The 22,504-nt window shown below is 70.8% G+C and carries 24 protein-coding genes; 4 read left to right on the top strand and 20 right to left on the bottom strand.

Annotated elements, in window-relative coordinates; all coding sequences use genetic code 11:
* Positions 1–50: 50 nt before the first annotated feature.
* Entirely contained in the window at positions 51–443 is a 393-nt protein-coding gene (locus tag A3IC_RS70685) for a hypothetical protein (protein ID WP_205353850.1), read from the bottom strand.
* On the opposite strand from A3IC_RS70685, the gene A3IC_RS70680 reads away from it, so the two are divergent.
* A complete protein-coding gene (locus tag A3IC_RS70680) occupies positions 421–759 on the top strand; it encodes a MarR family transcriptional regulator (protein WP_245599182.1) in 339 nt (112 codons plus the stop codon). The two genes, A3IC_RS70685 and A3IC_RS70680, sit on opposite strands and share 23 nt — an antisense overlap.
* A gap of 7 nt (positions 760–766) precedes the next feature.
* Here the strand turns inward: A3IC_RS70680 and A3IC_RS68410 are convergent, their stop codons facing one another.
* The 7 genes from A3IC_RS68410 to A3IC_RS0108540 all read right to left on the bottom strand — a co-directional run bounded on the left by A3IC_RS68410 (position 767) and on the right by A3IC_RS0108540 (position 7,346).
* Complete coding sequence (locus A3IC_RS68410; protein ID WP_158695856.1) at positions 767–907, bottom strand: hypothetical protein; 141 nt, start codon at positions 905–907, stop codon at positions 767–769.
* Positions 908–919: 12 nt separating this feature from the next.
* Positions 920–1,918 carry a porphobilinogen synthase gene (gene hemB, locus A3IC_RS0108565; protein ID WP_026218028.1) on the bottom strand — a complete coding sequence of 333 codons (999 nt, stop codon included), beginning with the start codon at positions 1,916–1,918 and terminating at the stop codon, positions 920–922.
* Between the two features lie 216 nt (positions 1,919–2,134).
* On the bottom strand, positions 2,135–3,742 hold the full coding sequence (locus A3IC_RS0108560) for a bifunctional uroporphyrinogen-III C-methyltransferase/uroporphyrinogen-III synthase (RefSeq protein ID WP_026218027.1): 1,608 nt from the start codon (positions 3,740–3,742) through the stop codon (positions 2,135–2,137).
* The gene (hemC, locus tag A3IC_RS0108555; protein ID WP_026218026.1) at positions 3,739–4,671 is read right to left on the bottom strand and encodes a hydroxymethylbilane synthase; all 933 of its coding nucleotides are present in this window, start codon (positions 4,669–4,671) and stop codon (positions 3,739–3,741) included. The genes A3IC_RS0108560 and hemC overlap by 4 nt, the downstream gene beginning before the upstream one ends.
* Positions 4,668–5,996, bottom strand: a complete 1,329-nt coding sequence (locus A3IC_RS0108550) for a glutamyl-tRNA reductase (RefSeq protein WP_026218025.1) — start codon at positions 5,994–5,996, stop codon at positions 4,668–4,670. Before A3IC_RS0108550 ends, hemC begins: the two co-directional genes overlap by 4 nt.
* A 58-nt stretch (positions 5,997–6,054) precedes the next feature.
* Positions 6,055–6,798: a redox-sensing transcriptional repressor Rex gene (locus A3IC_RS0108545; RefSeq protein ID WP_026218024.1), complete on the bottom strand. Its 744-nt coding sequence runs from the start codon at positions 6,796–6,798 to the stop codon at positions 6,055–6,057.
* A gap of 278 nt (positions 6,799–7,076) precedes the next feature.
* Positions 7,077–7,346, bottom strand: coding sequence for a glutaredoxin family protein (locus tag A3IC_RS0108540; protein WP_020549646.1), 270 nt, complete (start codon positions 7,344–7,346; stop codon positions 7,077–7,079).
* Between the two features lie 165 nt (positions 7,347–7,511).
* Between A3IC_RS0108540 and A3IC_RS0108535 the strand changes: the two genes are divergently transcribed.
* The 3 genes from A3IC_RS0108535 to A3IC_RS0108525 all read left to right on the top strand — a co-directional run bounded on the left by A3IC_RS0108535 (position 7,512) and on the right by A3IC_RS0108525 (position 10,894).
* On the top strand, positions 7,512–8,417 hold the full coding sequence (locus A3IC_RS0108535) for an HAD family hydrolase (RefSeq protein ID WP_020549645.1): 906 nt from the start codon (positions 7,512–7,514) through the stop codon (positions 8,415–8,417).
* A gap of 310 nt (positions 8,418–8,727) precedes the next feature.
* Positions 8,728–9,513, top strand: coding sequence for an ECF subfamily RNA polymerase sigma factor, BldN family (locus A3IC_RS0108530; protein ID WP_020549644.1), 786 nt, complete (start codon positions 8,728–8,730; stop codon positions 9,511–9,513).
* Between the two features lie 145 nt (positions 9,514–9,658).
* Positions 9,659–10,894 carry a DUF5667 domain-containing protein gene (locus tag A3IC_RS0108525; protein WP_020549643.1) on the top strand — a complete coding sequence of 412 codons (1,236 nt, stop codon included), beginning with the start codon at positions 9,659–9,661 and terminating at the stop codon, positions 10,892–10,894.
* A 130-nt stretch (positions 10,895–11,024) separates the two neighbouring features.
* On the opposite strand, the gene A3IC_RS0108520 is transcribed toward A3IC_RS0108525, so the two are convergent.
* The 12 genes from A3IC_RS0108520 to ilvD form a co-directional block, all read right to left on the bottom strand.
* The gene (locus A3IC_RS0108520) at positions 11,025–12,191 is read right to left on the bottom strand and encodes a lysophospholipid acyltransferase family protein (protein ID WP_020549642.1); all 1,167 of its coding nucleotides are present in this window, start codon (positions 12,189–12,191) and stop codon (positions 11,025–11,027) included.
* Positions 12,184–13,218, bottom strand: a complete 1,035-nt coding sequence (locus A3IC_RS0108515) for an NAD-dependent epimerase/dehydratase family protein (protein ID WP_026218022.1) — start codon at positions 13,216–13,218, stop codon at positions 12,184–12,186. Before A3IC_RS0108515 ends, A3IC_RS0108520 begins: the two co-directional genes overlap by 8 nt.
* A 275-nt stretch (positions 13,219–13,493) precedes the next feature.
* Positions 13,494–13,592, bottom strand: coding sequence for a 30S ribosomal protein bS22 (locus A3IC_RS64435; protein WP_012854759.1), 99 nt, complete (start codon positions 13,590–13,592; stop codon positions 13,494–13,496).
* A 119-nt stretch (positions 13,593–13,711) separates the two neighbouring features.
* A complete protein-coding gene (locus A3IC_RS0108505; protein ID WP_020549639.1) occupies positions 13,712–13,915 on the bottom strand; it encodes a helix-turn-helix domain-containing protein in 204 nt (67 codons plus the stop codon).
* A gap of 146 nt (positions 13,916–14,061) precedes the next feature.
* Positions 14,062–14,880, bottom strand: a complete 819-nt coding sequence (locus tag A3IC_RS0108500) for a phosphatase (RefSeq protein ID WP_020549638.1) — start codon at positions 14,878–14,880, stop codon at positions 14,062–14,064.
* Between the two features lie 54 nt (positions 14,881–14,934).
* Complete coding sequence (locus tag A3IC_RS0108495; protein ID WP_020549637.1) at positions 14,935–16,137, bottom strand: acetoin utilization protein AcuC; 1,203 nt, start codon at positions 16,135–16,137, stop codon at positions 14,935–14,937.
* A gap of 32 nt (positions 16,138–16,169) precedes the next feature.
* Positions 16,170–17,372 (bottom strand): MFS transporter, encoded by a 1,203-nt coding sequence (locus A3IC_RS0108490; RefSeq protein WP_020549636.1) that lies wholly within the window; start codon positions 17,370–17,372, stop codon positions 16,170–16,172.
* Positions 17,373–17,437: 65 nt separating this feature from the next.
* Complete coding sequence (locus tag A3IC_RS0108485; RefSeq protein ID WP_020549635.1) at positions 17,438–18,121, bottom strand: HAD family hydrolase; 684 nt, start codon at positions 18,119–18,121, stop codon at positions 17,438–17,440.
* Positions 18,118–18,927 (bottom strand): pyrroline-5-carboxylate reductase, encoded by an 810-nt coding sequence (gene proC, locus A3IC_RS0108480; RefSeq protein WP_020549634.1) that lies wholly within the window; start codon positions 18,925–18,927, stop codon positions 18,118–18,120. The genes A3IC_RS0108485 and proC overlap by 4 nt, the downstream gene beginning before the upstream one ends.
* A gap of 84 nt (positions 18,928–19,011) precedes the next feature.
* Positions 19,012–19,749: an ABC transporter permease gene (locus tag A3IC_RS0108475; protein ID WP_020549633.1), complete on the bottom strand. Its 738-nt coding sequence runs from the start codon at positions 19,747–19,749 to the stop codon at positions 19,012–19,014.
* Positions 19,746–20,525 carry an ABC transporter ATP-binding protein gene (locus tag A3IC_RS0108470; protein ID WP_026218020.1) on the bottom strand — a complete coding sequence of 260 codons (780 nt, stop codon included), beginning with the start codon at positions 20,523–20,525 and terminating at the stop codon, positions 19,746–19,748. Before A3IC_RS0108470 ends, A3IC_RS0108475 begins: the two co-directional genes overlap by 4 nt.
* Before the next feature lie 118 nt (positions 20,526–20,643).
* Positions 20,644–22,497: a dihydroxy-acid dehydratase gene (gene ilvD / locus A3IC_RS0108465; RefSeq protein WP_026218019.1), complete on the bottom strand. Its 1,854-nt coding sequence runs from the start codon at positions 22,495–22,497 to the stop codon at positions 20,644–20,646.
* Positions 22,498–22,504: the final 7 nt, after the last annotated feature.

Genomic DNA, 22,504 nt, shown 5'->3' with positions numbered 1-22,504 from the left:
ACCCTGGCTAACGATGTTAGCCGACTGCGCTCATCATCCAGCTAACACCGTTAGCCGTCAAGCCCGGCGGCACTCCGATCCGCACACCCGCACCATCGAGCCAACCAAATGAGCGCAACGCCGACCACACTCGACGTCAGTTCCGGCTCGCTGTCCTCGACCCCCGGCTCGATGCCCAGGTGGGCTGCGATCGCGGGAAACGCCGCACCCATGCCATCCCGCGCGTGGATCTCCCGAATCGCGGTCAACTCGCCTCGGTGCGAGTCGCGTTCGGCGGCGGAGAGCAGCCACGGCGCGACCGGCTCGTGTGCGATCAGCGCGTGCAACGCCTCGGGGTGGGTGGCGGCCACGCGCAGCCCGATCAACACCCCCCAGGCCCCCGCCGGGGGCGTCGACCGCCATCCCGGCAGCGTGCGCTCGGTGCTGATCGCCCTGAGCGACATCGTCGCCCACCCCGACAGCGCCATCGGCGAGATCGCCCGCCGTACCGGCCTGCCGCAGAGCCAGGTCTCCGCCGCCGTCGCCCGCCTCAAGGAATCCGGCTCGATCGAAACCACCCAGGACCCCACCGACCGCCGCCGCCTCCTGGTCCGCCCGGCCGCCACCCCGTCCCCCAGGGTCGCCGAGGCCCGCGCCGCCGGCGTCGAGGAAGCGCTGTGCAAAGCCATGGCCACAACCGACGAGCAGGCGGTCGCCGAAGCATTGGCACTACTCGTCCGACACCTGCCGCCGGTAGCCCTGGCCCGGCTGCGGTCCTGACGCCGGATCAGCGGGCGGTAATCTCCGGCCCGATCGCAAAGCCCTTCACCGGGCCGTCCGGAATCGTGACCACGGTGCCATAGGCGACCCGAATCGCCATTCGGTACTCGCCACCGGACTGCCGATCAACCGATCGGGTGACAACCACGCATCGGCACCGCTACCGCAACCGCCGCGCCACCTCGGTCGCCCAATAGGTCAAGATCGACGACGCCCCCGCGCGCTTGATCGAGGTGAGCGTCTCCAGAATCACCCGGTCCCGGTCGATCCAGCCGTTCGCCGCCGCCGCCTCGACCATCGCGTACTCGCCGCTGACCTGGTAGGCCGCCACCGGCACATGCACCTCGTCGGCGATCCGCCGGACGATGTCCAGGTACGACATCGCGGGCTTGACCATCACCAGGTCCGCGCCCTCGGCCACGTCCAACAGGACCTCGCGCACGGACTCCTCGGCGTTGGCCGGGTCCTGCTGGTAGGTCATCCGGTCGCCCTCGAGCGTGGATTCGACCGCCTCGCGGAACGGTCCGAAGAAGCCCGACGCGTACTTCGCGCTGTACGCCAGGATCGACACGTCCTGGTACCCGGCGTCGTCCAGCGCCCGCCGGATCACCCCGACCTGACCGTCCATCATGCCGCTGGGGCCGACCATGTGCACGCCCGCCTCGGCCTGTACGACGGCCATCCGCGCATACGCGTCCAACGTCGCGTCGTTGTCGACCGAGCCGTCCGCGGCCAACACGCCGCAGTGTCCGTGGTCGGTGAACTCGTCCAGACACAGGTCGGACATCACCACCGCGTCGGCGCCCACCTCGGCCACCACGTCGCGGATGGCGACCTGGAGCACACCCTCGGGGTCGAAGCCCGCCGAGCCGAGCGCGTCCTTGACGGACGGGATGCCGAACAACATCAGCCCGCCGACCCCGGCCGCGACCGCGTCGTGCGCGGCCTTGCGCAGCGAATCGCGGGTGTGTTGCACGACGCCCGGCATCGAGGAGATCGGCACCGGTTCGCTCGCGCCCTCGCGCACGAACAACGGCAGGATCAAATCGGCGGGATGCAGCCGGGTCTCCGCGACCAGGCGGCGCACCGCCGGGGACGTGCGCAGCCGCCGAGGGCGGTGCGCGGGAAACCCTGACGTTGCGTCAGCCTGGTACGACATAAGAACTACTCGGCCTTCCTCATGAGACCCATTCGTCAAGCGCCTCTCACCCGGGAACTCCACTTGCGAGAACCCGGCTTCCGAGAACCGGGATCCCCGCTCCGGAGAACTCCGCACCGCAGCACCCGTGGCACCCCTCGTCGGAGAACCGCCGGAACCTCTCGTCCGAGAAGCACCGGAACTCCTCGCCGGAGAACCGCTCGACGAAACCGCGACCTACTTGGCCTTCCTACGCGACCCCGGCCGCCGCTCGCTCGGGCGGGTGACCGGGTCACCGGCTTCGACCATAGCCGCACGGCGCGCCGTACCGAATTCCGCGAGTGCCTCGGCCAGCGCGGACACCGACGGCTCGGGAGCCATCACATCCACGCGTAGACCGTGCTCCTCGGCGGTCTTCGCGGTCGCCGAGCCGATACACGCGATCACCGTCACCGCGTGCGGCTTGCCCGCGATGCCGACCAGGTTGCGCACCGTCGAGGACGACGTGAACAGGACCGCGTCGAAGCCGCCGCCCTTGATCGCCTCGCGGGTGTCCGCCGGCGGCGGCGCCGCGCGCACCGTGCGGTACGCGGTGACGTCGTCGACCTCCCAGCCCAGCTCGACCAGGCCGGCCACCAGCGTCTCGGTGGCGATGTCCGCGCGCGGCAGGAACACCCGGTCGATCGGGTCGAAGACCGGGTCGTACGGCGGCCAGTCCTCCAGCAACCCCGCGGCGGACTGTTCGCCCGAGGGCACCAGGTCCGGCTTGACGCCGAACTCGACCAGCGCCCGCGCGGTCGCCTCGCCGACGGCCGCGACCTTGATGCCCGCGAAGGCCCGTGCGTCCAGGCCGTAGTCCTCGAACCGCTCACGCACCGCACGCACGGCGTTGACCGACGTGAACGCGATCCACTCGTAGCGGCCGGTGACCAGACCCTTGATCGCCCGCTCCATCTGCTGCGGCGTGCGCGGGGGCTCGACCGCGATGGTCGGTACCTCGTGCGGCACCGCGCCGTACGAGCGCAGCTGCTCGGAGAGCGTGACCGCCTGCTCCTTGGTGCGCGGAACCAGCACCTTCCAGCCGAACAGGGGCTTCGTCTCGAACCACGACAGGGTGTCGCGCTGGGCGACCACCTCGCCGACGACCACGACGGCCGGCAGCGTGATCTTCGCGGACCGCACGTCGGAGGCCACCTGGGCGAGCGTGCTCACCAGGGTGCGCTGCTCGGTGGTGGTGCCGTTGACGGTGACCGCGACCGGCGTGGCCGGCTTGCGACCGCCGGCGACCAGCTCCTGGGCGATCTCGGCGATCGAGTCGAGCGCACCGCGCAGCACCAGCGTGCCTTCGACGGAGCCGACCGTGGCCCAGTCGATCGAGCCCTCGGCCATGTCGAGGACACGCACGCCGCCACTGCCCTTGGCCGCGTGCAGCGGGATGCCCGCGTACGTGGGGACGGCTGTGCTGACCGGGACGCCCGGGACGACCTCGAAGACGATCTTCGCCTTCGCCACGGCCGTGATCTCGTCCGTGACCGATTGGTCCACGCACGGGTCACCCGCCACGGCCCGGACGACCTGCTTGCCCGATCGCGCGGCGGCCACGACGACCTTGGCCCGGGCAACGGCCGACAGGAGTTCCCCGTCGTCACCGGTCACCGGGTCGAGGACCTCGACGCCGCTCTTGCAGTGGAACAGGACCTGGCGCAGCGTCGCCTCGTCGGCGACCACCACATCGGCCTCGGCCAGCACCTCGATGGCCCGCAGTGTGAGCAGTCGTGGGTCGCCGGGACCGGCACCCACAAAGGTCACGATGCCGCTGGGCTTCTTCTTCGCTCTGGGGCTCAAGGGACGCGCTCCCCCATCAAACCGGAGGCCCCTCGGGCGAGCAGTTCGGTGGCGAGTTCGCGACCGATCTTCTGCGCCTCGTCGAGGGTTCCGGTGGCGGACAACCGTACGCTGTCGGTGCCGTCGACATTCGCGACTACGGCCCGCAGGTACAGCTCGGTGACCTGCTCGCCCTCGGCGACCTCACAGAGGGCGCCTACCGGAGCCGAACATCCGGCTTCCAACACGGCGAGCAGCGTGCGCTCGGCCAGTACGGCGGCTCGGGTGTCCGAGTCGTCCAAACCGGCGAGCAATTCGACGAGGACGGCATCGTGTGCCGCACACTCGACGGCCAATGCCCCTTGACCGGGGGCAGGCAGCATGTGGAGCGGATCGAAGGTCTCGGTGACCTCCTCCGCACGGCCCAGGCGGCCGAGGCCGGCCTTGGCCAGGACGACGGCGTCGAGTTCGCCGGACGTCACGAAGCCGATCCGGGTGTCGACGTTGCCGCGGATCGGCACGATCTCGTGGCCGAGCCCCAGCAGCAGCAGCTGCGCGGCGCGGCGCGGCGAACCGGTCCCGATCCGGGAGCCGGCCGGCAACTCGGCGAGCGCGAGCCCGTCCCGGGCCACCAGCGCGTCCCGCGGATCGTGCCGCGGCGGAATCGCCACGAGGGTGATGCCCTCGGGGTCGCCGGTCGGCAGGTCCTTGAGCGAGTGCACGACGAAGTCGACCTCGCCGGCCAGCAGTGCGTCGCGCAGCGCGTTGACGAAGACGCCCGTGCCGCCGATCTGCGTGAGCTGCTCGCGCGAGACGTCGCCGTGCGTGGTGATCTCCACGAGTTCGACGGCCCGGCCGGTCAGGCGCGTGACGGCGTCGGCGACGTGCCCCGACTGGGCCATCGCCAGCTTGCTGCGCCGGGTGCCCAGTCGCAATGGTGCTTCGGTCACGCAACACCTTCCACTGCGTCGGGGGCGTCCGCCCGGCGGACCACCTCGGGGGTGCCGGGGTCGAGATCGAACAACATCCGCAGCGCGTCCGCGTACGACGAGCCGCCCGGCTCGCCGGCCAACTGCTTGACCCGCACCGTCGGCGCGTGCAGCAGCTTGTCCACCACACGCCGTACGGTCTGCTCGACCTCGGTGCGCACGCGGTCGTCCATCTCCGGCACCCGACCGCTGAGCCGGTCCAGCTCGGCCCGGACCACGTCCGAGCCCATGCTGCGCAGCGCGACCACGGTCGGCGCGACCTGCTGGGCCTGCTGGGCGGTCGCGAACGCCGCGACCTCCTCGCAGACGATCTTGCGCACCAGGTCCACGTCGGCCTCACCGGGCGAACCGGCGGAGACCTCGGCGAGCCGTTCCAGGTCGATCAGCACGACGCCGTCGAGGTCGCGCGCACCCGGGTCGATGTCCCGCGGCAGCGCCAGGTCGATCAACACGAGCGGCTGCTCGACCCCACGCTCACGGCGCACCGCGAGCACGGCCTCGATCTCGTCCCGGCCGATCACCAGACCGGCCGCACCGGTGCAGGAGACCACCAGGTCGACCGAGGACAACGCGTCCGGCAGCGCGGACATCGGCACGGCCCGGCCGGCCACCGACTCGGCCAGGTGTTCGGCCCGCTCGTAGGTGCGGTTCGCCACCACGATGTGCCCGACGCCCTCGCGGTGCAGCGTCTTGGCGGCCAGCGCGCTCATCGAACCCGCGCCCACCACGAGCGCCCGGCAACCCTCGACCGGGCCCATCGATTGCTCGGCCTGGGCCAGCCCCACGGTCATCAGCGAGCGGCCGGCCTGGTCGATGCCGGTCTCGGTGTGCGCCCGCTTGCCCACCCGCAGCGCCTGCTGGGTCAGCTCGTTGAGCACCCGACCGGCGGTGCCGTGGGTCTGCGCGAGCGCCAGCGCGGCCTTTATCTGGCCGAGGATCTGTCCTTCGCCGACGACCATCGAGTCGAGTCCGCAGGCGACCGAGAACAGGTGCTGGACGGCGCGGTCCTCGTAGTGCACGTACAGGCACGGCGTCAGCTCGGACACCGGCACGCCGGTGTGCCGCGACAGCAGGTTGCCCAGCTCGGTGACCCCGCCGTGGAAGCGGTCCACGTCCGCGTAGACCTCGACCCGGTTGCAGGTCGACAGCAGCACGGCCTCGCCCACCGGTTCGGCCGCGATCAGGTCGTGCAGCAGCGCCTCCTGGGCCGTCCCGGTGACCGAGACGCGTTCCAGGAGACTGACCTCGGCCGTGCGGTGACTCAGACCCACTGCCAGGACACTCATGGTGTCTTCCTACCGTTGTTCGCCGTGTTCGCGGGCGCGACACCCACGCGACAGCCGGTCACGCGGGCATCACCTCGGGGAGATCGCCGCGTTCCCCCGGCTTCGAGGGTCGCCCCGGAACCGGTCCCGCGACGGGATCGAGACCGGATTTGCGCTGTTCGTGGAAGGCCAGGATCTGCAGTTCGATGGACAGGTCCACCTTGCGCACGTCCACACCCTCGGGAACCGAGAGCACGGTCGGCGCGAAGTTCAGGATGCTGGTGATCCCGGCGGCGACCAGTCGGTCGCACACCTCCTGTGCGGCCGGCGCGGGTGTGGTGATCACACCGATCGACACGTGGTCCTCGCGCACGATCTGCTCGAGGTCGTCCATGTGCCGCACCGCCATGCCCGCGATCCGCTGACCGGTGACCGCCCGATCGGCGTCCAAGAGCGCCGCGACGCGGAACCCGCGCGAGGCGAACCCACCGTAGTTGGCCAGGGCGTGACCCAGATTTCCTATGCCGATGATGGCGACCGGCCAGTCTTGGGTGAGCCCGAGTTCACGCGAGATTTGGTACACGAGATACTCGACGTCGTAACCGACACCACGGGTGCCGTAGGAGCCGAGATACGACAGGTCCTTGCGCAGCTTCGCCGAATTCACCCCGGCGGCAGCGGCGAGTTCCTCGGACGAGACCGTGGGAACACCCCGCTCCGACAGCGCACTGAGCGCCCGGAGGTACAGCGGAAGCCGCGCCACCGTCGCCTCGGGGATGCCACGTCCCCGCTGCGTCGGTCGCTCGGTACGCCCTGTAGCCACGCTGCTCCTGTGGGTGGGACCTGGGATTTCGATTGCCAGGTTAGGCTTTTGTGAACGTACGCACAAAGTAGGTGTCCGATTTGAGCGCCTGTCGTGATGCTCATCACGCCTTGGTTCCGAATCGGAGCGTGAACTCGGTCACACGAGGTGACATTCGTATGATCCATGCGTAGTCGTGGTGTCCGACCGCGCACGAGTCCTTACCGTACGTGTCGGTAAAATTTCCCTCCGCCGGCCCCCCGCCCGGGGCTCGGCCCCCGGCCCGAGATCGCGGCCGATCAGCCGCCCAGGGCCCGGCGCAGCCGCCGCTCGTCCACCCGCCAGAAATCGTGCTGCGCGCCGTCCACCAGAGTCACCGGGATCTGCTCCCAGTACTTGTGCTGGAGTTCCGCGTCCTGCGTGATGTCGACCTCCGTCCAAGTCACGCCCAGTTCTCCGGTCACTCGTTCGATGACGACACGCGCGTCGTCACACAGGTGGCAACCGGGCTTGCTGAGCAGCGTCACGGTGCGGGTCGCGGCGTCGGGGCGGCGGCGGAAGAGATTCACGTCCTCGATTGTCACCCGCCGGGGGCGTCGCCCAGAAGGCCGCTCGCGATCCGGCTCGATCCGGTCGCGGCAACACGCCCGACCGGCCCGGGCTTCACCGACGCGGCGCGACACCGCAAGACAACCGCCACACACCCGCAATACGTGCCTACTACGCTCGGTGTCATGGTTCTCTTGCGCCGGCGATCGACGACCAAGGACACCAACGACAGTGCCGTGCGCGCCGGCGAGGCCGCCGCGGCGGCGGCGCACGCGAGCGCCCCGCCACGCGCCCCCGGCGAGGACGGCCTGCCCACTCGGATCGGCGCCGCGTTCTTCGACCTGGACAACACCGTGATGCGCGGCGCGTCGATCTTCCACCTGGCCCGGGGTTTGTACGCCCGCCGGTTCTTCGGCGCCCGCGACATCGCCCGGTTCGGCTGGCAGCAGGCCCGGTTCCGGCTCGGCGGCGAGCACATGGGGCACGTGGGCGACGCGCAGGAGGCCGCGTTGTCGTTCGCGCAGGGCCATACGGTCGAGGAGATCCGGGTGATCGGCGAGGAGATCTTCGACGAGTGCATGTCGGACAAGATCTGGCCGGGCACCCGGGGATTGGCCCAGATGCACCTGGACGCGGGCCGTCAGGTGTGGCTGGTCACCGCCGCCCCGATCGAGATCGCCACCACGATCGCCGGCCGACTGGGCCTGACCGGCGCGCTGGGCACCGTCTCCGAAACCCGGGACGGGGTGTACACCGGTCGCCTGGTGGGCGAACTACTGCACGGTGAGGCCAAGGCGGAGGCCGTGCGCGCGCTCGCGGACCGCGAGGGCCTGGACCTGACCGACTGTTCGGCCTACAGCGACTCGGCCAACGACATCCCGATGTTGACCCTGGTGGGCGATCCGTGCGCGGTCAATCCGGACGCACGGCTGCGCCGCCACGCCCGGGCGCACGGGTGGCGCGTGAAGGATTACCGCACCGGTCGCAAGGCCGCCCGGATCGGTCTGCCGGCCGCCGCCGGCGTGGGCGCCGTGGCGGGTGCGCTGGTCGCCGGCACCGCCGTGCGGCGTCGGGTGCCGGGCCGGGTCTGAGCCGGCCGTCCCCATCCCCGCGCACCCCCTGCGACCTGCGACGAAAGGGTTGTTCAGGGCCGGCTCGCAGACCCGGACGGCGGCGAGTTGTCCGCATATAGCACACCTCAACCGGGACAACCCGGCAAACACGCAAAGAGCACACAACAGCGGTCCATCCCGGTAGCTTCCTAACGCCGATGGGCACACTTGGTATCCCTTCCTTTACTAAGCGTTATTCTCGATCGGCGCACAGCGGTATCCAAGTTCCCTACTATGGGTGATCGATTCCGCACCGAACGTAATTACCGCTGAAGCAACAGGGAGTCCCGTGCACCGAATCGTCCGGGTTGACGTGTCCGGGCTGGCGACACTGCGTGCGGCGGTGTGCGCGAGCTTTGCCCCCTCGTCCGTAGGCTTCGCCGCCACCGCCGGTTACGGCGCCGGGGTCTGTTACACGACCCCGGCCCAACCCGTGGGCTTCGCCCTCGCGTCGCGCGCCGGCACCACCGAACCGACCCGTCCGACCCGAGGCTCCGGATACACCCGGGGACCGGGGCCGGACGGCGAGGCCCGCCGCATCATGGCCCTCGTCGAACTCGCCCAGGACGGCGACGGCGACGCCTTCGCCCAGCTGTACGACAACTACTTCGACACCGTCTACCGGTACATCTACTACCGGGTCGGCGGCCGTGCCGTCGCCGAGGACCTGACCAGCGAGACCTTCCTGCGCGCACTGCGCCGGATCGGCACGTTCACCTGGCAGGGCCGCGACTTCGGCGCCTGGTTGGTGACCATCGCGCGCAACCTGGTCGCCGACCACTTCAAGTCCAGCCGGTTCCGCCTGGAGGTCACCACCGGGGAGATGCTCGACGCCAACGAGGTCGAGGCCAGCCCCGAGGACTGCGTGCTGGAATCGTTGTCCAACGCGGCCCTCCTGGACGCCGTGCACAAGCTCAACCCCCAGCAACAGGAATGTGTGACCCTGCGCTTCCTGCAGGGACTCTCGGTCGCGGAGACCGCACAGATCATGGGTAAGAACGAGGGGGCGATCAAGACGTTGCAATACCGCGCCGTACGGACCCTCGCAAGGCTTCTGCCGGAGGACGTGCGGTGAATCACACTTCCGTAACCTTCGGGGTCTTCGGCTCGTTCTCCCGGATAGCGACCCCCTCCGGGGATCGTTGCGGCGGGGAGCCGCCACGTGGCCCCCGACCCGGAGACTTCCCTGGACGGACATCCGGGGAGAGGAGGTGCGGCCTGTGAGCATTGCGGCCCTGGATCGACGACCCGCGAACGCCTTCGCGCGAGCCCTCGACGAGAACGACCGCAACAACCGATCGGCAGAGCCCCTGCCCGCGCTGGTCCCGCTGTTGCGGACCGCCGAGCTGCTGCGTGATCGGTCCGAGTCGGCGCCGGTGCCGAGCGTGGACTTTCGAGCCGCGCTACGGCAACGACTGCTGGACGAGGCCGCGGCACTGCCCGCGACCGAGGGCACGGCCACCGTGCCCGCGCCCCGAGGCGCGCATCGCCGCAAGGAGCTCGCCACCCCGCCGCGCACCGTGCGCTGGCGTCGACGCGCGGCCATCGCGGGCGCGTTCGTGGTGGCCACCGGCGGCGGCCTGGGCGGGGTGGCCTACGCCAGCTCCGACGCGTTGCCCGGCGACATGACCTACGGCGTCAAGCGCACGGTCGAAGACTTCAAGATCTCGCTCGCGGACAACGACCACGAGCGCGGCGAGCGCTATCTCCAGCAGGCCGAGACCCGGATGAGCGAGGCCGAACAGTTGCTCAAGCGAGCCGGCCGAACGCCCACCGACAAGGCGACGGTGCGGCATCTGCGGCAGGTGCTCGACGACTGGCGCGACGAGGCCGACAAGGGGCGGGAGCTGCTCACCGACCACTTCCGCAAGAGCGGCAGCGACGGCCCGATGCGCAATCTGGCCGACTTCGCCCGCTCCGGCCACGAGCGCATGGACCGGATCGGCGACCGGCTCCCACCGGAGCTGTCCTCCGAGCGCGACCGGGTCCGCACCCTGCTCACCGCGATCAACGAGCAGGTCGCCCCGATCGCGGGCACCGCCGACAAGGCCTCGTCCACGCCCTCCGAGCGCGGGCGCACCGGCGGCTCGCCCGCCGCTCCCGGCGCGAACCCGGGCGACGCGCCCGGCACCGGACCGCAACCGCTCGCCCCGCACCCCCCGGGCCCGGGTGGAACCGCGGCGAACGGTGCCCCGCAGCCCAACGGCTCGGCGCCGACCGGTGATGCCGCGCCTCGACAACAATCCCAGCAGGACGGCGGCCTGCTCCCGGGGCTGAACATCCCACTCCTCGGCGACGCACCCGCCCAAAGTCCCACCGCCCAATCCGGCGGCGCGGACACCGCCCCGACCCCGGCGAAGACGCCCAAGGGTCAGATCCTCCCGCCGCTGCTGCCCGGCCTGCCGGGTATCGGGCTCAATCTGCTCGGCCCCGCCGAGGAGGATCCGCCCGGCTGAGCCGGCACCCCGGCTCGACCACCGGCGACAACGCGAGCGGCTCGTGGACACCCGTCCACGAGCCGCTCGCGTTGTCGTGCCGGGAGCGTTCGCACCCGGCATCCGACGCCTTGGCAGGCACCCGCCTGCCCTAGAAGAAGACCGACCGACGCTGCATCAACAGCCGGTAGATGGTGTGCTGGATGGTCTCGCGCACCTCGTCGGTGAGGTTGAACACCACCATCGGGTCGTCCGCCGCCTCCTGCGCGTACGCGTCCGTGCGGATCGGCGCGCCGAACTCGATCCGCCACCGGGTCGGCAGCGGCACCAGACCGAGCGGGCCCAGCAGCGGGAACGTCGGGGTGACCGGGAAGTAGGGCAGGTTCAACAACCGGGCGAGCGTACGCACGTTGCCCACCATCGGATAGATCTCCTCGGCGCCCACGATCGAGCACGGCACGATCGGCACCCCGGTGCGCAGCGCCGCCGAGACGAAACCGCCGCGCCCGAAGCGCTGCAGCTTGTACCGCTCGCTGAACGGCTTGCCCAGGCCCTTGTAGCCCTCGGGCCACACGCCGACCAATTCGCCCTTCGCGAGCAGGCGTTCGGCGTCCGCGTGGCAGGCGAGGGTGTGCCCGCTCTTGCGCGCCACCGACCCCACCAGGGGCAGTTGGAAGACCAGGTCGGCGGCGAGCAGCCGCAGATTGCGCCGGTCGGGGTGGTGGTCGTGCACCGCCACCTGGGTCATCAGCGCGTCCACGGGCAGCGTGCCGGAGTGGTTCGCGACGATCAGCGCGCCGCCCTTGGCGGGGATGTTCTCCAAGCCGCTGACCTCGACCCGGAAGTACTGCTCGTAGACCACCCGCAGCGCGGCCATCAGCTTGTCGTTGAGCTCGGGGTCGAAGCCGAACTCGTCCACCTCGTAGTCGCCGGTGATCCGCCGGCGGAGGAAGGCGAGCCCGTCCGCGGCCTTGTCCTCCCAGCCCGGTCCGGCCACGCCGTCCAGGAGCCCGGCGGCGGCACCGCCCACGACCCCGCCGACCGCGCCCGCGAGCGACCCGAGCAACGAGCGCCCGGTCCCCGGCGCCCGCCTGGGTCCCGCGCCCGCGCCCTCCTCATGCTCGCGAACCGGCCGCTCCCGGGTCGGCCGTTCCTCGGCCGGGCGCCCCTCGATCGACCGCACCGGCACCTCGCCCTCGACCGGCTCGGGCACCCGGACCGCCCGCGCGGGCCGGGCGGTCCGTCGCCCCGACCGAGGCGCGGGCGTCCGCGCCCCGGAGGCGGCGCCGTCGAAGGGAATGATCCGGGCGTCACCCATCGGGGCTCCTCCTGGTGAGCAGCAACGTGGCGAGTCGATCGGGCACCTGTGCCAGGAGCCTCGGGTCGAACAGGCCGGCCGAATGTCGACCCCAGGCATAGTCGGCGAACGTCTCGGCCGTGCTCCTGGCCGCGACGAAGCCCAGTTTCTCCCGGGCACGTGTGGGGTCGACCACACGCCCGTGGGTGAGCAGCCGCACCTGCTCGGCGGACAGGTGCACCGATCCGACGCGGCGCAAACCCTGATTGACCAGTCCGACCGCGGCGGCCGGGAAGGGCAACACCGGTCGGCCCAGCCGACGAGCGGCCTGGGACAGGAACAGCACCCCCTCGGCGGCGATGTTGTACGTACCCGGCCGATCGGCCAGCACGGCGATCCGCAGCGCCTCCAGCAGGTCGTCCTCGTGCACGAACTGCAGGCGGGGGTCGTAGCCGAGCACTGTCGGCAACACCGGGAGCCCGAAGTAGGAACCCATCGGCGAATCGGTCCGCGGCCCGAGCTGCGGTGCGAAGCGCAGCACCGTGACCGCGACATCCGGCCGGCGCCGAGCGAAGCCGCGCACGTAGCCCTCGATCTCGACGGCGTCCTTGGCCCAACCGGCGGAGGGCTGTACCCGTGGTTCGGTGTCCTCCGCGAACAGCGCGGGGTCGCGCGGCGAACCACCGTAGACGGCGGTGGTCGAGCGCACCACGAGGCGGCGGATCGACGGCGCCTTCTGGCAGGCCGCGAGCAGCTGCATGGTGCCGATGACGTTGGTCTCCTTGATCGAGACCGCGCCACCGTGGTTCGGCGGCACCTCGCTGGGGCTCAGGTGCACCACGGTGTCCACCGCCGCCGATGCGACCACCTTCGCGATCATCGGGTTGCGGATGTCGGCGAGCACGAAGTCCACACCGTCAGGGGTGGACCCGGGCTCGACCATGTCGACCCCGATCACCCGATCGACACCCGGTTCGTCGCGGATCATCCGCACGAAATCGGCCCCCGGGTCGCCGGCTACACCGGTGACCATGACGACACGTCCCATGCTGTGCCTCCCCCGCTCATGTTTGCTCACCAGGTGATCGCCATGCAGCCGAATGATTACGGAACGCAAACGCGAGACGACAAGTTCCAACGTATCCGTCGCGCCTACCCGCCGGGCGCAGGTTTACGAGGCGTTCACACCGGCAGTTCGTCCGGGCGCGCCGCGACATCCGTCCGCGACACCCCCGAAACGCACGACGACCGCCCGACGCGTCCCCCGAAGGGAACACGACGGGCGGTCGCCCAAGGCTTCAGCGGCATACGCCGGTGGGATGCCTACTTCTTGTTGCGACGCTGCACGCGCGTCTTCTTGAGAAGCTTGCGGTGCTTCTTCTTCGCCATGCGCTTGCGACGCTTCTTGATGACAGAGCCCACCGACAACCCTCGCTCACGTGACGTTCCTACCGCGCGGAGCCGGATCAGCCCGCACAACTGGGGGCCAGCCTACTCGCCGCCCCGGCCCACCTCTAAACGAGGCGGTCCGTAATGCCCCCCTACGCTGTTTCCACGTAGGAGTCTCGCAGGTAGTCGTGGACGGCCTGCTCCGGAACTCGGAAGGACCGACCAACCCTGATGGCCGGCATCTCGCCACTGTGGACCAGGCGATACACCGTCATCTTGGACACCCGCATCACCGCGGCCACCTCGGCCACAGTCAAGAAGTTGACCTCGTTGAGAGGCCTCTCTCCAGAAGCCATGACGCACCGAACCATTCAGCACGCGTCGGGCGCCGGCTTCCCCTCCGGCGACTGCCACACGCACGTGCGTCCCTCCAGAGTAGTGGCGTGTGGTACCAGTGGGGAAGAGGAGTAGTTATCCCACCTGAATCGCCCATCAGGCTGTTTTATGGATTGATTCCGGACAGTCCGGACCGATCGAGCACGTAGGCCATGAGCGGTTTGTACAGGTGCGGTGCGACGTTGTCGTCGAGCGGGACGACCACCTCGACCCGGCTCTCCTCTGCCGCCACGAACAACGCGGGGTCGTTGCAATCCGCGAATCCGATCGTGGGAACACCCGCCTGACCCGCGCCTCCGGCCCAGCCGTGGTCGCCGATCAGCAGATCCGGAAGCGGCTCGCGCGCGGTGGCCAACTCGGCCAGCATCGCCCGCACGCCGCGCGCGGAGTGGGTGTGCCGGAAGTCTCCCTCGTCGTCGACCACCATGGCGACATCACCCCGATAGCGGATCGTGCGACTCTCCCCGCCCTCGGCGGTCGGCGTGCGATAGACCCAGCCCGCGGCGGGGCGCAGGAGCGTACATCCGGCGTCGCGCAGCACGCGCGCCAGTGTCCGATACCAATCCTGTAGGCCGTTCGGGTGACCCGTGGCCACGATCACCCGCTCGCGGCGTTTGGCGGCCAGCGCCACTCGATCCGCGTACGCGTCCAGGGCGGCGATGGTCAGGTCCGGGTCGATGGTGTCCCGGCCGTTGCGGTGGGCCGGATCGGCGACCACTCCGCAACGGCGCACCATCAGGGCCAGCACATCGTCCGCGTTCCACCGACCGTCCGGTTCCAGGCCGAACAGATGGCCGGGGTGCCGCTCGCTCATCAGTCGGTAGTGCCGGAGGTTGTTCTCTCTCGTGGTCGCCACGTCGCCGGCGATCCGGCCGCGCACGAGGTGGGAGCGAAGCTCCTCGGGGGTGGGAACCGCAACGGTCACGCACAGCTCCTTGGGTCACGGGTCGAGGTCACGGCAGGCGTCGGGGGCACCGGGTCACAGGTCGAACATCGGGTCGAGACCATGCGCCGGGAAGACCGCGCGCCGGGTGGCCAGAATTGATTGGTCGGTCCGGTCCGCCGGGTCGTAGCCCGCGGAGAACGGCCGAAAATCGCCGGTCCCGCCGTCGGTCATCCGCTGTGGTCCCGTTTCGCGGGTCAGCATCCGGACCTCCTCGCGCCAGTCGAGCGGCACGTCCCGGGCCGGGTCGATGGGGTGGCCGGCCGCCTCGGCCACCAGGTGCGTCCAGGTGCGCGGGACCACGTCCACCGCCGCGTAGCCCCCACCGCCGGTGGCGATCCAGCGCCCGCCCGCGTGTTCGTGCGCGAGCGCGTGCAGCGCGGCGTGCGCCGTGCGCTGCGCGTCCACGCTCAGCGCGAGGTGGGCCAGCGGGTCGTCCGCGTGGGTGTCCGCGCCGTGCTGGGTGACCAGCACGTCCGGGCGAAAGGCCGCGAGCAGCGGCGGCACCACGGCGTCGAACGCGCGCAGCCAGGGCGCGTCGGCGATCCCGGGCGGAAGCGCGACGTTGACCGCGAAGCCCTCGGCGTCCGGCCCGCCGATCTCGTCCGGGAACCCGGTGCCCGGGAACAGGAAGCGCGGGCTCTCGTGCAGGCTGATCGTCAGCACGCGCGGGTCGTCGCGGAACGCCTCCTGCACGCCGTCGCCGTGGTGCACGTCGATGTCCACGTAGGCGACCCGTTCGGCGCCGAGTTCGAGCAGGCGCGCGATCGCCAGCGCGGGGTCGTTGTAGACGCAGAATCCGGCCGCGGCGGCGGGCATCGCGTGGTGCAGGCCGCCCGCGAAGTTGATCGCGTGGTCGGCGCCGTCCGGGTGTTCCGGTCCCAGCCACACCGCGTCGGCCGCGGCGATCGAGGCGCCGGCGATCAGTGCGGACACCTCGTGCATGTCCGCGAACGCGGGGGTGTCCTCGGTGCCGATCCCGAACGCCGGATCGGCCTTTCGGGGATCGAACGAGGCGGCGCGCACGGCGGCGACGTAGGCGTCGGCATGCACCATGGCCAGTTGTTCGTCGGAGGCGATCCCCGGCGCGCGCACCCGCAGTTCCGGCAGGTTGTGCAGGCCGAACGCGCGGATCAGGTCGATGGTCAGGCGCAGGCGTACCGGCTTCATCGGGTGCCACGGGCCGAAGTCGTAACCGGTCATCCGGTCGTCCCACATCACCTGCACCGCTCGACTCATGCGGTCACGCTACCGCCCGGGCCGGCTCGCGATCATCGGTCGTGAGCGGGTTCACCGTGCGGGGCGAAGGCGTGGGCCAGCGGCACCACGGCGAGCACCAGGAACAGCGGCACCAGCATCGCGACGCGGAACGAGGCGAGATCGGCGATCCCGCCCACGAGCGGGGTGCCGACCAGGAAGCCGACGTAATTGAAGATGTTGAGTCGGGCCACCGCCTCGTCGGCGTCCCGCGGCGACTGTCGGCCGCCCGCGGCGAACGTCTGCGGGACCAGGACGCACAGGCCCACGCCCAGGATCACGAAGCCGAGCAGACCCACCGCGGCGTGCGGGGCGGCCAGGACCACCGCGAAGCCGGCGGCGGCGACCACGGCTCCGCCGCGGACCACGTTGACCATGCCCCAGCGGCGCACGCCGAGGTCGCCCACGCTGCGGCCGATCAAGGTGGTGATCATGTACGCGATGTAGGGGACCACGGCGAACGCCTCGGAGCTGTCCAGCACCTTCTCCAGGTAGACCGCGCTCCAGTTGGCCACCGTCGAGTCGCCGATGTAGGCGAACGTCATCACCAGGCACAGCGGGATCAGCGGGCGCCACGGCAGCTTGCGGGCCGCCGAGCGTTCCGGGTCGGCGACCGGCATCACGGTGTCCGTGCCCAGGTAGCCGGGGCCGACCACGAGCGCGACGGGCACGGTGACCAGGACGGCCCCCGCGTACATCCACACCAGCGGGACGTCCCCCCACGCGCACAGCCCGGCGACCCCGGCGCCGGCCAGGCCGCCGAGACTGTACGAGGCGTGGAAGCCGAGCATGATGCTGCGACCCGCCCGGGCCTGGATCGCCACGCCCTGCATGTTCATCGTGGCGTCCACCGCGCCCAGGGAGAGCCCGAACACGAAGAGGACGATCGCCAGTTGCCACAGCCGATCGCCCGCGCCGACCCCGATCAGGATCGCGCACACGATCGGCTGGGAGACCCGGAGCACCAGCCGGCTGCCGAAGCGCTTGGCCAGCGCCCCGGCTATGACGCTGCCCACGCCCGCGACGATCGGCACCACCGACAGGACCGCGGTCAGCGTGCCGTCGCCCATGTCGTAACGGCGCTGGATCGCCGGGATCCTGGTCACCAGAAGGGCGAAGGACGCGCCCTGGATCAGGAAGCACGCGAGCAGGCTGAACCGCGCGCGGCGCAACATCTCGTCCTTGGACGGCTCGGCCGCCGGTTCGGTCACCTGCATGGGCGTGCACGCTACCGACGGGTCACTTCGACGGACAGAGGCCGGGAAGATCTTTTGATGAATCGTCAGATTCCGCGGCCGGAAAAACCGTCCGAAGGCGGATGTACTCCCAGCAGCTCCGGCAGGTCGACCATGTCCTTGAACAACGAATCGGCGTCCGCCAGCCGCTCCGGCGGGGTCATCGCGGCATAGCCGTGGACGGTCATCCCCGCCGCCCGCGCCGCCTGCACGCCCAGCGGACTGTCCTCGACCACCACACAGCGCACCGGGTCGACGCCCATCGCGGCCGCGGCGTGCAGGAACAGATCGGGTGCGGGCTTGCCCTGCGCGACGTCCTGGCCGCTGAACCGGATCGGGTCGGGAAAGCGCCCGATCAAGTCGGTCCGGGTCAGCGCGAGCCGGATCCGCTCGTGCGTGCCGGACGAGGCCAGGCAGTACGGGACACCCGCGAGGTCGAGGGCGGCGAGCACGTCGGCGACCCCGGCCACGGCTTCGAGCTCGGCCCGGAACCCGGCGAACACGCGCTCGTGATAGACGTGATCGAAGTCGTCGGGCAGCGTGACGCCGTCCCGCTCGCGGACGATCGTGTGCACGCGGGCCATGGTGCCGCCGAGGTAGTCGCGCAGCGAGTCCTCGTAGCTGGTGGGCACGCCCAGTTCGGTGAGCAGGCCGGCGAGCGCCCGATTGGCGATCGGCTCGCTGTCCACCAGCACACCGTCGTTGTCGAAGATCACCAGGTCGGGCTTCACTTGAGACCCTCGGCGATCTCCTGCGACCGGTTGCTCGCGGCCTCCAGCGCGGCCAGCAGCGCGGCGCGCACGCCGTGGTTCTCCAACTCGCGGATCGCGGCGATCGTGGTGCCGGCCGGGGAGGTCACCGCCTCGCGCAGCAGCGTGGGGTGCTCGCCCGAGTCGCGCAGCATCACCGACGCGCCGATCGCGGCCTGCACGATCAGGTCGTGCGCGGCGGCCCGCGGCAGCCCGAGCAGGATGCCGGCGTCGGTCATCGCCTCGACCAGGAAGTAGAAGTAGGCCGGGCCGGAGCCGGACAGCGCGGTGACCGCGTCCTGCTGCTTCTCCGGGACGCGGATGGTCTTGCCGACCGAGCCGAAGATCTCCTCGACCCGCGCCAGGTGTTCCTCGGTGGCGTGCGCGCCGCCGGAGATCGCGCTCATCCCCTCGTCCACCAGCACGGGCGTGTTCGACATGACCCGCACCACGGGCGTGCCGGCGGCCAGGCGGGCCTCCAGGAAGGAGGTGGTGATGCCCGCCGCGCCGCTGACGACCAGCCGGTCGGCGGGCACGTGCGGGGCCAACTCGTCCATCAGCGCGGCCATGTCCTGCGGCTTGACCGTCAGGATCAGGATGTCGGCGGCCTTGGCGGCCTCGGCGTTGGTGACCGCCTCCACGCCGTGGCGACGACGCAGATCCTCGGCCCGCTCGGCCCGGCGCGTGGTGACCAGAAGGTCGCCCGGGCTCTTGCCCGCCCGGATCATCCCGGACAACAGCGCTTCACCGATCTTCCCGGTGCCGACGACGGCGACCCGCTGAGCCATGGCCCCACACTTTCTCGCGTCCGTTGGTCCTCCGGAGGCACGCCGGGTGCCTCCAGTGGCCACCGTACGGTACGTACACGTGTCCTATGGGGTGCGCCGGCGCAGGGTCAGCGCGCCGAGCGCGAGAGCCGCGAGCACGCAGCCGGCGATCACCGCGACATCGCGAAGCAGCAGGCCGGAGACCTCGCTCTCGGTGCTCAGCCGGAGCATCGCATCCACCGCGTAGGACAGCGGGAGCACATCGGAGACGGCTTCGAGCACCGGCTGCATCTGATCTCGCGGCACGAACAGCCCGCACAGCAGGAACTGCGGCAGGATCACCGCGGGCAGGAACTGCACGGCCTGGAACTCGGTGTTGGCGAAGGCGCTCACCAGCAACCCCAGGGCGAGTCCGAGCAGCGCGTCGAGCACCGCGACGCACAGGATCAGCCAGGTCGGCCCCGCCACGTCCAGATCGAGCAGCCCGATCGCGAGTCCGGTGGCCACAACCGCCTGGACCACCGCGACCAGACCGAAGGCGAGCGCGTAGCCGCCGATCAGTTGCAGCTTGCCGATCGGCATGGTGAGCAGCCGCTCCAGCGTGCCGGTGGACCGCTCACGCAGCGTGGCCACCGAGGTGACCAGGAACATCACCACGAACGGAAAGATCCCCAGCAGCGGCCCGCCGATGTGGTCGAACTGCTGCGGCCGGCCGTCGTAGAGCCAGTACAGCAGCGTGAGCAGCACGCACGGCACGAGCAGCATGAGCGCGATGGTGCGCGGGTCGTGCCGCAGCTGGGCGAGCACGCGGCGCGCGGTGGCGGTGGTGGCGGTGCCGGTCACGACGCACTCCCGGGAGCCGAAGGCGAGAGGGCGGCGGCGGTCGAGCCCGGCCCGGCCGCCGCCTCGACCAGGGTGAGGAAGGCCGACTCCGCGTCCTGCGTCCCGGTGCGCGCCAGCAGCGCGGCCGGGGTCTCGTCGGCGAGCAGCACGCCCTCGCGCAGCAACAACAGCCGCTCGCAGCGCTCGGCCTCGTCCATCACGTGACTGGACACCAGCAGCGTGACGCCGCCGGCCGCGAGCCGGTGGAACAGGCCCCACAGATCGCGCCGCAACACCGGGTCCAGGCCGACCGTGGGCTCGTCCAGGACCAGCAGCTCCGGCGCGCCCAGCAGCGCGGCGGCCAGCGAGACTCGGGCCCGCTGCCCGCCGGAGAGCCGGGCCACGGCCGCATCCTGACGGTCGATCAGGTCCACCTCGCCGAGCACCCGATCCACCTCGCCCGCCGCGGCGCCCAGGATCGAGCCGAAGTAGCGCAGGTTCTCCCGCACGGTCAGGTCCGCGTAGACCGACGGCGCCTGGGTCACGTAGCCGATCGTGCTGCGCAGTCCGGCGTGCCCGGCGGGCCGGCCCAGCACGTCCAGCCGCCCGCTCACATGCGCCTGCACGCCGACGATCGCGCGCATCAGCGTGCTCTTGCCGCAACCGCTCGGTCCGAGCAGCCCGGTCACGCTCCCGCGCGGCACCCCGAACGAGACGTCGTCGAGCACCACGCGCCCACCACGCACGACCCGTAGCCCCTCGGCTCGGATCGCGTCGTCCCCGGCATAATTCATCATGTGTTGAATATGCGCGCGCCGGCCGCCCCTCGTCAAGGACCCACGCGCACGACAAAGGGCGCCCCGGCCGCAGCCGGGACGCCCTTGTGGCAATCGCCGTGGATCAGTCGGGCATGGCTCAGTCGAACATCGACACGTCGCGCACCGCGCCCCTGTCCGCGCTGGTGGCCATCGCCGCGTACGCCTTCAACGCGGTGCTGACCACCCGGTCGCGGTCCACCGGGCGGTACTTGCCCAGGTCGTGCAGCAGCCGCTCGCGACGCTCGGCCAGTTCCTCGAAGGAGACCTCCAGGTCGATCCGCCGATTCGGGATGTCGATGCTGATGATGTCGCCGTCCTGGACCAGCGCGATCGTGCCGCCGGCCGCCGCCTCCGGCGAGACGTGCCCGATGGACAGGCCCGACGTACCGCCGGAGAAGCGCCCGTCGGTGATCAGCGCACACTTCGCGCCGAGCCCGCGGCCCTTGAGGAAGGACGTCGGGTAGAGCATCTCCTGCATGCCCGGACCGCCCCTGGGACCCTCGTAGCGCACGACCACGACGTCGCCCTCCTTGACCCGCTTGGTCAGGATCGCGTCGACGGCCGCCTCCTGCGACTCGACCACCACGGCCGGGCCGGAGAAGGTCCAGATCGACTCGTCCACTCCCGCGGTCTTGACCACGCAGCCCGCCTCGGCGAGGTTGCCGTACAGGATGCCCAGCCCGCCGTCCTTGCTGTAGGCGTGCTCGACGTCGCGGATGCAGCCCGCGGCCACGTCCAGGTCGAGCGAGTCCCAGCGCTCGGACTGGCTGAACGCGGTGGCCGAGCGCACGCAGCCGGGCGCCGCGTGGAACAGCTCGACCGCCTCGGCGGAGGGCGAACCGCCACGCACGTCCCACGTCTTGAGCCACTCGGCGAGCGAGTCGGTGTGCACCGAACGGACGTCCTCGTGCAGCAGCCCGGCGCGGTACAACTCGCCGAGCAGCGCGGGCACGCCGCCCGCGCGGTGCACGTCCTCCACATGGTACGGCGCGTTGTTCGGCGCCACCTTGGCCAGACACGGCACGCGCCGCGAGAGCGCGTCGATGTCGGCCATGGTGAAGTCCATCTCGGCCTCCTGCGCGGCCGCGAGCAGGTGCAGGATGGTGTTGGTCGAGCCGCCCATGGCGATGTCCATCGCCATCGCGTTCTCGAACGCTTTCCGGGTCGCCACGTTGCGCGGCAGCACGCTCTCGTCGTCCTGCTCGTAGTAGCGCTTGGTGATCTCCACCGCCGTACGGCCCGCGTCCTCGTACAGCGCCTTGCGCGCGGTGTGCGTCGCGAGCACCGAGCCGTTGCCGGGCAGCGCCAGGCCCATCGCCTCGACCAGGAAGTTCATCGAGTTGGCGGTGAACATGCCCGCGCACGAACCGCACGTGGGACACGCGGCGTTCTCGATCCGCTCCAGGTCCTCGTCGGAGACCTGGTCGGACGCGGAGTCGGAGATCGCGGTGATCAGGTCCAGGTGCGGGCGCACCCGGCCGTCGACCATGACCGCGGTACCGGCCTCCATCGGACCACCGGAGACGAACACGGCCGGGATGTTCAGCCGCAGCGCGGCCATCAGCATGCCGGGGGTGATCTTGTCGCAGTTCGACACGCACACCATGGCGTCGGCCTGGTGCGCGTTGACCATGTACTCCACGGCGTCGGCGATCAACTCGCGCGAGGGCAGCGAGTAGAGCATGCCCGAGTGGCCCATCGCGATGCCGTCGTCGACCGCGATCGTGTTGAACTCGCGCGGGATGCCGCCCGCGGCGGAGATCGCCTCGGACACGATCCGGCCGACCGGCTGAAGGTGGGTGTGCCCCGGTACGAACTCGGTGAAGCTGTTGGCAACCGCGATGATCGGCTTGCCGAAGTCCTCACGCTTGACGCCTGCGGCCATGAGGAGGGCGCGGGCGCCCGCCATTTCGCGACCGTGGGTGACCGTCCGAGACCTGAGTTGCGGCACTGCACAC

It is taken from the genome of Embleya scabrispora DSM 41855 (assembly GCF_000372745.1).
GTDB lineage: Bacteria > Actinomycetota > Actinomycetes > Streptomycetales > Streptomycetaceae > Embleya > Embleya scabrispora.
This window is presented reverse-complemented; position numbering and strand designations above follow the sequence as displayed.